This is a genomic window from Proteiniphilum sp., assembly GCF_034927365.1.
Lineage (GTDB): Bacteria > Bacteroidota > Bacteroidia > Bacteroidales > Dysgonomonadaceae > Proteiniphilum.
The window spans coordinates 111,204-124,477 of sequence record NZ_JAYFQD010000008.1 but is presented as its reverse complement, the minus strand read 5'-3'; the positions used below and the strand labels follow the sequence as shown (position 1 = coordinate 124,477).

General features: G+C 47.9%; 8 protein-coding genes. All 8 read left to right on the top strand.

What is annotated here, in order from left to right:
* Positions 1 to 480 precede the first annotated feature (480 nt).
* Positions 481 to 1,674, top strand: a complete 1,194-nt coding sequence (locus VB073_RS06180) for a 6-bladed beta-propeller (RefSeq protein ID WP_323403278.1) — start codon at positions 481 to 483, stop codon at positions 1,672 to 1,674.
* Between the two features lie 89 nt (positions 1,675 to 1,763).
* Positions 1,764 to 2,882 (top strand): efflux RND transporter periplasmic adaptor subunit, encoded by a 1,119-nt coding sequence (locus VB073_RS06175; protein WP_323403277.1) that lies wholly within the window; start codon positions 1,764 to 1,766, stop codon positions 2,880 to 2,882.
* A gap of 3 nt (positions 2,883 to 2,885) precedes the next feature.
* Positions 2,886 to 5,963, top strand: coding sequence for an efflux RND transporter permease subunit (locus VB073_RS06170; protein WP_323403276.1), 3,078 nt, complete (start codon positions 2,886 to 2,888; stop codon positions 5,961 to 5,963).
* Positions 5,964 to 5,974: 11 nt separating this feature from the next.
* The gene (locus VB073_RS06165) at positions 5,975 to 7,474 is read left to right on the top strand and encodes a TolC family protein (protein WP_323403275.1); all 1,500 of its coding nucleotides are present in this window, start codon (positions 5,975 to 5,977) and stop codon (positions 7,472 to 7,474) included.
* Positions 7,475 to 7,494: 20 nt separating this feature from the next.
* Complete coding sequence (locus VB073_RS06160) at positions 7,495 to 10,659, top strand: efflux RND transporter permease subunit (RefSeq protein ID WP_323403274.1); 3,165 nt, start codon at positions 7,495 to 7,497, stop codon at positions 10,657 to 10,659.
* Between the two features lie 63 nt (positions 10,660 to 10,722).
* Complete coding sequence (locus tag VB073_RS06155; RefSeq protein ID WP_323403273.1) at positions 10,723 to 12,639, top strand: discoidin domain-containing protein; 1,917 nt, start codon at positions 10,723 to 10,725, stop codon at positions 12,637 to 12,639.
* Positions 12,640 to 12,728: 89 nt separating this feature from the next.
* Positions 12,729 to 12,965 carry a hypothetical protein gene (locus VB073_RS06150; RefSeq protein WP_323403272.1) on the top strand — a complete coding sequence of 79 codons (237 nt, stop codon included), beginning with the start codon at positions 12,729 to 12,731 and terminating at the stop codon, positions 12,963 to 12,965.
* A 61-nt stretch (positions 12,966 to 13,026) separates the two neighbouring features.
* Positions 13,027 to 13,263 (top strand): hypothetical protein, encoded by a 237-nt coding sequence (locus tag VB073_RS06145; RefSeq protein ID WP_323403271.1) that lies wholly within the window; start codon positions 13,027 to 13,029, stop codon positions 13,261 to 13,263.
* Positions 13,264 to 13,274: the final 11 nt, after the last annotated feature.

Genomic DNA, 13,274 nt, shown 5'->3' with positions numbered 1-13,274 from the left:
CGGCAAGGGGGATTACGCGAAATATGGAGTAATAACTGTAAGGACGAAAGAAGAATCCCGGGAGGGTATCGAGAAAAGAGCCGCTTCCGCCGACAAGGGTAGGGCTATCATGAAGAGGTCTGTCAAGAATAAGCCTCTTGTTAAAAATAGTTATATTAAATAAAAATAGGTGACCGGATGTTGCGGTTATCAGCCCAGACTAAAAAAGTGTGGATATCGGGGCTCTATTCTTGACAATTGAAATTATTCCTGCGTTAATTATGTGACAATTAACGCAAAAAGAGTATTATATCTATTTTATTCTCTGTTTTTTTGTAAAAATTATAATTCTTTTGCCTATGGACTGTCATGAAATTAATACCGGTCATTCCATGGAATGTTGCTATATAGCGGTTTCTTGAATATTCATATACTTAATAGCATGGGGACTGCCTTTAGTTTTTCTGTAGCATGTATAAACTTGAATAATTTATGAGAAATATGAAAAAAATAATAATATCTTTTTTGTTTTCAGTAACCTTCTTTTCTTGTAACTCCAACGAGACTGGTCGGGATATGAACAATCCGAAGTATGAGGTTGATATCGATGCATTGAAGAAGGAAGATTTTGCGACCACTTCCTCTTATTTCAAATCGGTAAGGCCCATTTTTCTGGAAACCAGTGAAAATTGTCTTATACAGTCTATCAATGAGATTCAGGTGACGGATGACTACATTTTTATCCTGGACTGCCAATATGAGAGACTTTATTGTTTTGACAAGGAGGGAAAATTTGTGAGGAAAATCGGGAATTTGGGATCCGGACCAGGGGAATTCTCCAGAATTAGGGATTTTACCATTGACAAGGATGGGACAATCTATACCGTTGATTGGCATAGAATACATTCATATACCCTTTCGGGAGAGTATATTTCCTCGTTCGAGTTGAAAAATATAGGATTTGTAGGGCACATTCAGGTCGTGGGTGATTTTCTATATCTCTATTTTCAACCAGAGAGAATCCTCCTGGATAAGGACTTGCCGTTATTGTTGAAAGTGGATAAGAAATCGGGAGAAGTTGCAGGGAAGTATTTGTCATCCCATGAGCACAACCTTGGATTTCAGTGTGTCACTTTTAAAGACGGCAGTTTTTTCTACCCGAATAACAGCTATGCGCCATGTTTCGCACCTATCTATTCCAGCACGGTCTTCTCATTAAATAATAACGGTGTATCGCCTTATTTTCGAATCAGTAGCAAGCGGTTGCTGCGGAAGGGGGACCTTGAAGGGTTGGATCTTTCCCGACCTGTTGTGACAACGAAAATCAACCGTATCCGCAAAATAAAAACAATTAGAAAATTTCTGGAAGTTGACAACTATATTTTTTGTGAATATATGGATGATTATACATCTGGATCCGACATGTTGTTGTACTCTAAGAACTCAGGGGAGGCATATTTATATAACGTTTTCTTTGACGATTATTTTTACGAGACAGCAGCCAAGGCGTCCAAACATCATTTTGCCTGTTCGGATGAAAAGGGGATATATGCATTTATCCCCGTTCTGAGTATGCCGCTTTTCATTAATAACTATGAATCGGGAAATATAAAATACGGGCTTAGCAAAAAACAACATAACCATCTCAAACAATTTTCTGAAGAGATGAATCCCCGTTATTCTATTATGAGCTGAAAGACTAAAGCGAGGAAATAGACTTACAAAACAAATTTAAAGATGAAGAAAAATAAGTCAACCGCACGGATAAAAAAAGGAGCTACATTATGAACCGTTTTGACTGGATTCCATTTATTCTCGTAGCCTTATTGCATCTCTCTTCATGCAATCAAGAGAAAAAAGAGAGTACAGAGGCCTCCATCAAGGAACTCCCTTCTGACAAACAGACCGAAGTGACCATCGTGCCGCTGCTATATGCCGATTTTGAGCATGAATTGGTGAGCAACGGCAAGATTTCCGCAAGGACGATGGCCGAGGTCAGATTTCAAACTTCGGAGGTGATCGCCAAAGTATTTGTCAAAAATGGTGACCGGGTAGCACAAGGCGACCTCCTCGCCGTGCTGGACACCTTCCGACTACAAAACAGGTTGTCTCAGGCAAAGGACGCATTGGAGCGTAGCAAGTTGGAATTCCAGGATGTTTTGATCGGCCAAGGATTCAAACTCGACAACATGGATGCCGTGCCGGAAGAGGTGATGCGGCTGGCACAGATAAAAAGCGGCTTCAACACGGCACAAACGAACCGAGACATGGCAACCTATGAGCTGCAACGGGCCACCCTTGCTGCCCCCATCGACGGGGTGATTGCCAACCTGTTCGCCAAACCTCATACTCTTTCCTCTTCCTCCGAGGTATTCTGCCACATCGTGGACATGCGCAGCCTTGAGATATCCTTTACCGTACTGGAAAACGAACTGGGCCTGATACAAAACGGCGACAGGGTGACCATCTCCCCTTTCGCCCTCCCGGGCGTCACCGTAGAGGGAAAGGTCTTGGAAATCAACCCATGGGTGGACAAGAACGGAATGGTACAGGTAAGGGCGTCGGTGGCATACCACCCACGATTGGTGGAAGGCATGAATGCGCGGGTGAGCATATTCCGCGCGACAGGTAAACAGTGGGTGGTTCCCAAGAGCGCGGTAGTGCTCCGCTCGGGGAAACAGGTGGTCTTCACCCTGGCGGACGGAAAGGCTTTGTGGCACTACGTGCAGACAGGCCTGGAAAATTCCGCGTCCTGCACCATTACCGGTGAAACCTTAAAAGAGGGAGACATGGTCATCACCAGCGGCAATATCAACCTGGCGCACGAATCCCCGGTCACCGTGGTAGGAACTGCGGACGATCCGGAACAGAAGGAAGAACAGGAACAACAATATTTACACTAAGCCATGCTAAAAGCCATCCTGCAGCGCCCCATATCGGTCTTGATGTCGTTCCTGGCATGCGTCATCCTGGGCATCATCACCTACAACACGCTGCCCGTATCGTTACTGCCCGATATCGCCATCCCTGAGATCACCGTCCAAATATCGGGTGACAACACATCGGCACGCGAACTGGAGAATACGGTGACAAAACCGGTCCGCCGGCAACTGATGCAGGTGGGCAAACTTCGCGATATACGGAGCGAGACACGCGACGGATCAGCCATCATCCGCCTGAAATTCGACCACGGCACCAATACCGACCTGGCTTTCATCGAGGTGAACGAGAAGATAGACGCGGCCATGAACAGCCTGCCGAGGGATTTCCGCCGCCCCAGGGTTATCAAGGCCAGCGCTACCGACCTTCCCGTCTTTTACGTGAATATCAGCTTGAAGGAAGATATTCCCTATGGCACAACTGACGAGCAAAAATTCCTCGACCTGTCGGAATTTGCCGACAATGTCATCAAACGGCGTATTGAACAATTGCCGGAGGTGGCGATGGCCGACATAACAGGCTTGATGTACAAACACCTGCAGATAGTGCCCGACCTCCCAATACTGGAATCCGCCTCCATCACACTGGGCGATATTGAAAACATACTTGCCGCCAACAATATAGAACCGGGAAGTATGGTGGTACGGGACGGCTACTATGAATACAACATCAGGTTCTCTTCCCTGCTTCGCACGCCGGAAGATGTGCGGGACATCTTTATCGAGAAGGGAGGGCGCATCTTCCAACTCAGGGACCTCGCCAGGATAGAGGTGGTGCGTCAACCCGAATCGGGCATGTCGCTGGTGAACGGCAAACGGGCAGTAACCATCGGCATCATCAAGCAGGCCGACGAGACGATGAAGAACCTGCGCCTGTCGCTCAATAAAACACTCCGGAGTTTCGGACGAAGTTATCCCGATGTGCAGTTTACCGTGAACCGCAACCAGACGGAACTGCTTGATTACACCATCTCCAACCTGCAGGAGAACCTGGTCATGGGTTTTATCCTTGTCTTTATCGTAGCGTTGCTATTCCTGGGGGATGCCAAGTCGCCGATGATTATCGGCATCAGCATGACTACAGCCCTGATTACCTCCTTCATCTTCTTTTTCCTCTTCAAGGAGTCAATCAACATCATAACCCTGGCAGGCCTGATTCTCGCTTTGGGAAACATGATAGACAGCTCCATCGTGGTCACCGACATCATCACGCAATACCGCCGGGAGGGGTATGCGCTCGACGACGCCTGCGAGAAGGGAACCAAAGAGGTGGTCATGCCCATCCTCAGTTCCACCCTTACCACGATAGCCGTGTTCGTGCCGCTGGTTTTCATGAGCGGCATCGCGGGTGCCATCTTTTTTTCAGAGGCTTTTGCGGTTACCATCGGGATGCTGGTGTCGTACCTCACCGGAATTATCATGCTGCCGGTACTCTACAAACTGGCATACGGGACACAAATCACAAAAAGGGATTTTTCCGGTTTCTTCGCCCGGATGCAGCGAAAGATTGACGGAGTGGTATTCCCCTTCTACGACCGGGGTATCGCCTACGTTTTCAGACACAAGGTTTTCTTCCTGGCCCTGCTGGTCATTTCCTTTCCCCTGTGCGTCTATCTTTTCGAGGCAATGCCCAAGACATCGATGCCCAAGCTGGACTACGTGGAAACAGTCGCCCTGGTGGAGTGGAACGAGAATATCCACGTGGATGAAAACGGCCGGCGGACCGCGGAACTGTTGAAACAGGTGGAGGAGTACACCGTGGAGAACGCGTGCTATGTGGGGCAACGCCAGTACTTGCTGGACAAGGATAACGAGCTGACCGGCACGGAAGCCCGGCTTTACTTCAAGACAGCGAAGCCACAGCATATCGCCCTGCTGGAAAAAGAGGTGCGGGAGTGGATGGCGCGTCACCACCCCCGCGGCGTTATCTCCTTCTCTCCTCCTGAAAACGTGTTCGAGAAAATTTTCGATACCGGGGAGGCGGATATCATCCTGCAGCTTTATGCGAAAAACAGGGAGGCATTGCCCGACCCGGAGGAGATACGGGAAATGGAGGAGATGCTTCTCAAGGAAACCGGACAACAGGCAGAGAGCGTACCGTTCGAACAGCAGTATGAAATCATTCCGGACAAGGAGAGGATGTTGCTCTACGGGGTGACACAGCAGGAAATCCACCAGGTTCTGAAAACCGCTTTCCGGGACAACCAAGTCGCCATATTGCGCTCTTTCCAGCAATACCTGCCTATCTCCATTTCGGGAAAACAGCAGACTATCACCGAAGTGCTGCAGCAAACACTGGTAAAAGGGAGACCGGCAAACAGCACGCAGCCGGTCAGCATACCCGTCTCGTCATTGGTGGGGATAAGAATGGGTGAAGACATCAAAACCATCATTGCCGGAAAGAACGGCGAGTATATCCCGTTACATTATTACCGGGTGGATAATCCCGGAGAGTTCATGAAGGAAAGTTCGGACGTTGTCCGCCGGTCCGGCACATGGGATGTGGACTTTTCCGGGAATTTCTTCTCCAATGCAAGGATGTTGCGTGAACTGGCGGTCATCCTGCTGGTATCGGTATTGCTCATGTACTTTATCCTGGCATCCCAGTTCGAGAACTTCCTTCAGCCCATTATCGTGTTGACGGAAATTCCGATCGACATTGCCTTTGCTCTGATCGTACTATGGCTGACAGGCAACACCCTGAACCTGATGAGCGCTATCGGTATCGTGGTCTGTGTCGGGGTAATCCTCACCGACTCCATCCTGAAAATAGACCTGATCAATGAATTGCGTAAAAAGGGAATGCCTCTGATGGAGGCAATCCACACAGCAGGCGTGAGGAGGTTGAGGGCCATTATCATGACCGCGCTCACCTCCGTCTTTTCCATGATTCCCATTCTCTTTACGTTCGACATGGGGTCGGAATTGCAGAAACCGCTTGCCATTACCATGATCAGCACCATGGTCATCGGCACATTCGTGAGTGTTTTCTTTATCCCACTGCTTTATTGGGCTATTTATAGGAAAAAGGATGTGATGATTTGATGATTAAAAATATGAAACAATTGATAGTGATATATTTAATATGTGCGGCGGTTTTCCTGCCGTACCGGGGTCATGCGCAGAAAAAGGTGATTGAACTGGACTTGGAAACGGCGGTGAAACTGGCGAACGACAGTTCACTGTCGGCATTCCGGATGAAGAACAGTTACATGGCCGGTTATTGGGAGTACCGGTCGTTCAAGGCGCGGCGGTTGCCTTCCTTGACGCTCTATATGACCCCTTTGTCGTATAACCGGGATTACACGCGCCGGTACGATTCCCAACAGAATATCGACATGTATCGCCGCCAGCAATCCCTTTACAGTTATGGGAACTTGGCGGTGCAGCAGAATTTCGACCTGACGGGCGGGACGTTTTTTATCGACTCCGAACTGGGATACATCCGTAACTTCGGGGATCGTTCCTACAGCCAGTTTACCAGTGTCCCGGTGCGTGTCGGGTACCGGCAGGAGCTGTTCGGGTATAATGCCTTCAAATGGGAGAAAAAAATTGCTCCCGTAAAATACGAGAAAGCACGAAAAGAGCTGCTCTATCAACTGGAACAGACGGCTGAAACGGCTATCGGATATTTTTTCGAACTGGCCATGGCACAGGCGGAATACGACCTGGCACTGGAAAACCTTGCCAATTCCGATACACTCTATATTATTGGAGTGGAAAAGCATAAGATCGCCTCCATCGGGCAAGCCGACTTACTGACACTCAAGTTGGACCGGGTAAACGCGCAGAACAGCCTGCAAAACGCGGAAATCAACCTGAAAAGGAGCATGTTCGCCCTGGCTGCTTATCTGAACATCGACAAGAACAGGACAATAACATTGAAACTGCCCGATTATCCTGAAGATGTGCTTGTGGCGGTAGATGAAGCATTGCTGTTTGCCAAGGAAAACAATCCGGGATACCTGGATTCGGAACAGCAGGTATTGCAATCGGAACAGTCGCTGGAGCGCACTGGAATAGAGTCTCGGTTCAATGCCGGAGTATCCGCCAGCATCGGCTTCAACCAGGTGGCGGAATCGTTCAGGGAGGCCTACCGGAACCCGTTGCAACAGGATATCGTTTCGCTGAAGTTGTCCGTTCCGTTGGTCGACTGGGGAGTACGCCGCGGAAGATACAACATGGCTAAAAGTAACCTCAATATTACCAAGTTGACCGCTCGAGAAAGGGCCATTCAACTTGAAGAGGATGTCATCATGACGGTGGGCCATTTTACCGTGCAGCAGCAACTTATCCGTAGCGCGCAGGAGGCCGTGGAACTGGCCAAATTGGCTTATGAACAGACACGCGAGCGTTTCATCATCGGTAAGGCCGACATCAACAGCCTCACCCTTTCCTCTAACCGCCGCCAGTCGGCCCAGCGCAACTATATCTCAGCATTGAGGAACTACTGGCAGAACTATTTCAAGATACGCAGGATAACGCTGTACGATTTCGAGAGACGTATCCCCCTTGCCGATGCATTCGACTGGAGCATGGCAGGCGAACCACAATGAACGGATAAATCAAGACTGCTTTGGCTGAAAAAAGAGACATATCATCATTCACGGTTATACTCCTGTTTGTATGCCTCTCCATCGTAGGGGTGGCATTGGTTCCCCTATTGCCGGTAAAGCTGGCGCCTTCCCGTACCCTGCCGGCCATCTCGGTGAGTTTCAGCATGCCGGGAAACGCTCCCCGTATAGTGGAGGCGGAAGCTACCTCCAAAATAGAATCGATGCTGGCACGTGTGAAAGGTATCCGCGGTATTCATTCTACTTCCGGAAACGGACGGGGTAGTATAACCATCCAATTCGACAAGCATACCTCCATCGATGTAGCCCGGTTCGAGGTATCCACCATTATCCGCCAGGTGTGGCCGGAACTGCCCCGGGGGGTAACTTATCCCTCCATCTCGGTCAGCCATTCCGATGCGCAAGCGACCCGCCCCTTCATGACCTACACCATCAACTCGGCTGCCAGCCCCATCGTTATCCAGCGGTATGCAGAAAATGTCATTAAAACAGCACTCGGTGGTATCGGGGGAATATACAGTGTTAGTGTAAGCGGCGCGACCCCGATGGAATGGCAACTCGAATATGATGCCCTTCAACTGGAAACCGTCGGGGTAACGGTGAATGATATACGGCAAGCCATATCGCAATATTATGCCGTCCAGTTCCTGGGTATGGCGGAAACCGGGTCCCGCAGCGGAATTTCCTCGTGGACACGTATCACGATGCTTTCGGAGGTGGAAAAGAACGGTTTTGATCCCTCGTCTATTTTTGTCGCCAACGAGGATGGGACGCTTATCCGCCTGGATCAACTGGTGAAAGTTATCCATACGGAGAGTGCGCCTTCGGGCTATTACCGTATCAACGGGTTGAATTCCATCTACCTCTCCCTTACTGCCGACGAGTCGGCCAACCAGTTACGCCTGAGCGGACTGGTGAAGAAGAAAATAGCGGAGATCGAGGCCGGCCTGCCTCCCGGTTATGAAATCCATGCCAGTTATGATGCCACGGATTATATAAAGGCCGAGCTCCGGAAAGTGTATATTCGCGGCGGAATGACCATGCTGATCCTGTTACTCTTCGTACTGCTAATGACCCGTAACATACGCTATCTGTTGCTGATTGGCGTTAGTCTCTTTATAGACCTGGCTGTCGCCTCCATATTCTACTACTTCTTCAAGATCGAAATACAGCTCTATTCCCTGGCCGGTATTACCATCTCGCTCAGCCTGATCATCGACAATGCCATCATCATGACCGACCACATGATCCACAAGGGTAACCGGAAAGCTATTATGCCCATACTGACGGCAACGGTGACTTCCATAGGTGCCCTCTCCATGATCTTCCTGCTGGACGAGAAATTACGCCTCAACCTGCAGGATTTTGCAGTCATCCTGATTATTAACCTGATGGTCTCTTTCTTCGTGGCACTATGGTTTGTACCGGCCATGTTTGAACGTGTCCGACTGGTGAAAAGAGGTCGCCGCCGACGGTTTCTCTTTTTTTCTCCTGTCCGGCTGAGTATCCGTTTTACACGCCTATATGAAAGGATGATCTGCCTGATGAACCGCCGGAAATGGATTTCTTTCGTGGCAGTGGTTTTACTCTTCGGGTTACCGGTGTTCCTGTTGCCGGAAAAAATCAACCAGGAGAACCCGTTTGCATCGGGATACAATAAAATAGCCGAGAATGTCACCTACAAGGAGAAGGTAAAGCCATTGATGAATAAGATATTGGGAGGCACATGGCGGCTATTTGCCGAGAAAGTGTACCGGGGGAGTTATTTTACCCGGAAAGAGGAAACCATACTGAACATCTACGCATCAATGCCCAACGGGACGACTTTACCACAGATGAACAACCTGATAGTACAAATGGAACGCTTCCTAAGTACCTTTCCCGAGATCAGGCAGTTCCAGACAAGTATTTCGAGCGCCCGACAGGCATCCATCAGCGTTTTCTTCCGGAAGGAGGAAGAACAGGGAGCTTTCCCCTACGAATTGAAAAACAAAGTGGTGAGCAGGGCGCTGGAATTGGGTGGTGGGAGCTGGAGTGTAAGCGGACTGGAGGATCAGGGATTCAGTAACGATGTGAGGGAGACACCGGGTTCATACCGTGTAAAACTATATGGCTATAACTATGATGAACTCTCGGCATGGACAGACACGCTGAAAAATCGCCTGCTCAGCTATTCCCGTATAAAAGAAATTCTTGTGAATTCCAATTATGCAAGGTATAAGGACGATTACCAAGAGTTTTCTTTCGCACTGGACAGGGAATGGCTCGCTACCCGCGGGCTTCTGCCCGGTGATGTGTACAGGTCGCTGCAACCGGTTTTTACCCGCGACATGTGGGTTGGATCGGTGGTCGCGGAAGGAGAAAACCAGCATATCGTGCTGGGTAGCAAACAGTCCAAAGAATACGACATATGGGCGATGGAGCATATTGGCCGCCATGTCGGCAATAAGTTCTATAAACTGGGGGAAGTTGCCGCCATAGAGAAAGGGCAAGCGCCACGGGAAGTGGGCAAGGAAAATCAACAGTACCGGATGGTATTGCAATACGATTACATCGGTTCTCCCATGCAGGGGGACAGGATACTCGACAGGGAACTGAAGGAATTCAACGAACAACTTCCCATGGGGTATAGTGCAGGCCGGGAAAGCTCTTACTGGGGCTGGGGAAAACAGGACAATAAGCAGTATTACCTGATAGGGTTATTGGCGGCGATTATTTTCATGACCACATCCATTTTGTTCAATTCGCTGAAACAACCGTTTGCCATCATATTCATCATTCCAGTATCCTTTATCGGTATCTTCTTGACATTCTATTGGTTCAAATTGAATTTCGACCAAGGGGGATTCGCCTCCTTCATCCTGCTGTCGGGGCTTACCGTGAACGCCAGCATCTATATCCTGGACGATTACAACCGGATACGGAAACAAAAACCGCTCCTACCTCCGGTCAGGGTTTACCTGAAAGCCTGGAACAACAAAATTATCCCCATCTTCCTGACTGTCATCTCCACTATTCTCGGGTTTATTCCTTTTATGGTAGGAACGCAAAAAGAAGGATTTTGGTTCCCGTTGGCCGCCGGTACAATAGGAGGCCTGATAATGTCGGTTATCGGGATTTGGATACTTCTGCCTCTGTTGCTGATAAAAAGAAATAGCCCCCGTTGATATATAGGGACTAACTATTATTTTTAATATTCATCTTGATATCAAAATTTCAATAAAAAAACTATGAGATTCTTATGTGCTCTTTTTATATTTTTTGCGATTGCCTGTTCCAAATATTCTCCCGAATTGGAATCGGCACTTGAACTTGCAGGTGACAACCGTGAAGAACTGGAAAAAGTGATTGACAACTACAAGGGACCCGATAACAGTCAGAAACGGCGCGCAGCGGAGTTCCTGATCATGAACATGCCAAATCACCATACCAATAACAGCGTTTTGCTTGACACATTCCGGCACTATCTGGTCTCACAGGACAAGCTTATCTGGGGGACGCTTAATACGTTTGAAAAAGAATACGGTTCCTTGAAACAGACCCAGTATGAGAAAACGTTCGATATCAAAACAATTACCGCCGGGTATCTGATCTGTAATATTGAGTCTTCATTCCGCATATGGAAGGAGGCACCATGGGGTAAACATATATCGTTTGAGGATTTCTGCGAGGAGGTACTCCCTTATCGGGTGGGTACCGAACCTTTGGAAGACTGGAAAGAAACATATCATAGTATATTCCAGCCCATACTGGATAGCCTTTACCATGGTGATGATCCTGTCAAAGCGTGTAGCCTGCTATGCGAGTATGTGACGGTAAATCCCGAAAAATGGATTTACCAATCAGGCTTGTCGGTACCGGGATTGGGAGCTTCTACCATGCTCCGGGCAAGGTATGGGAGTTGCAAGGATCAGGCTGAATTCTTGATGTACGTGATGCGCTCTGTGGGTTTACCGGTGGGTATGGACATCATCGTGCAGAATCCCGACAACTCTTTCACAGGGCATTTCTGGAACTATGTCCGCGGTACCGATGGCAATTACTTCAGTTTTGATTTCTACGAACAGAAGCCGGGTAAACCGAGAGACCGCGGACGCAAGCTAGGCCGGGTTTACCGACTATGTTTCGCATCTCAACAGGAGTCCCTCCCCTTCCAGAATAACAGGGATCATATACCCGGAGTACTGAACCGTAAATTGCTTCGGGATGTGTCGCAATACTATTTCCCCGACAGAGAAATCGCCTTGTATGCGGGACAAGATTCGTATGAAGGAAAAATAATGTATTTGAGCGTTTTCAATAACACCCGGTGGATACCGATGGCCTGGAGCAAGGTAGAGCGTGATTCTGTGAGATTCCGATATATGGAACCGGGGATTGCATATATGCCTTATGCCTACTACGACGAGAGATACGCAACGTTCGCCGACCCCGTCCTCTATTACGACGACGGCAGGATCGTACAGGTGAAACCCGACAAAGAAAAAAGGCAGAATGTAATTCTTAAACGCAAATACAAAATTTTCGACTATTGGAAAAAGTTCCGGATACGTTCTGTCGGAGGACGTTTCCAGGGTGCTAACAAGCCGGATTTCAGTGATGCCATAACGTTACATACGGTGCCCGAATCGGTGGACATGGAGTATTACGATATTGCGGTGCCGCCCGGTAATTTCCACTACCTGCGTTATCTGTCGGCAGACAGCGGCTATAACAACATGGCTGAAATATATTTCTTTTCCGGAGAAACGGAATTGAAGGGAAAGATAATCGGCACGGACGGTTTTCAGGGAAACTATCCGGAGAGAACCAAAGAGGCGGTGTTCGACGGCGACCCGCTCACTTTTTATGATGCTGCAGAAGCGTCCGGATCATGGGTCGGGCTGGACCTGGAGGTTCCCCGTGCTGTTACCGGATTGCGGTACCTGATCCGCAATGACGACAATGCGGTACGGCCGGGTGATCGTTACGAACTGGTCTACTGGGACGACGGGGAATGGGTTTCGTTAGGTGAACAAACGGCCGACAGGGCGGAACTCAAATACGAGGACGTACCTTCAGGAGCCCTGTTCCTGCTGCATAACCATACCCGCGGAAAGGAGGAACGGCCTTTCACTTATGAAAACGGACAGCAGGTCTGGTGGTGAGTTTTACATTTATTCCGGTGTTTTTCACCGAAAAATCAGATTCTTTTGTTACACGGTATTTCTCGGTTATTGGTAAATATAGAAGCTATATGGCAGCGCAAAAAAATATATCTTTTGTTATAACAACGGCATATTTCGTTATCCTTTATTTTACTGCGGGAGCAGTTCTTGTTTCTTCTATGGCTTGGTTAGAGGGAGAGCAATTCTCTAAATTTGAGGATGATTATCTTGAATCAGGATCGAATAGAGGCATCACTGTGGAGATAACGCATTGTGATATGGGAAATGGATTTCCTGTTACTACCTACTCTGTGTTCGAAAACTAGTGATAATCAGCAATTCCTGTAGTGTTTATTCTTATTTGATAATAAATTGGATTATTTAAAAATGAAAGACAAAAGATTAATCATTTCAGTTCCCGTTTTAATATTAGTAGGGATACTATATTTATATATTTATGTGGGAGATCCACTTGAAAAAGAATTTGATAAAGGATTAATGGCTGTGATTTTAGCTGTATGTTTTTTAATTACTACTTTATATTTTTCAAAGCGAGAATTTATAAGGCAAATAATAGCAATTATTCTCGTTTTAATTTTTATAGGTATATATTTTTTAATTTAAAGATATCTGAG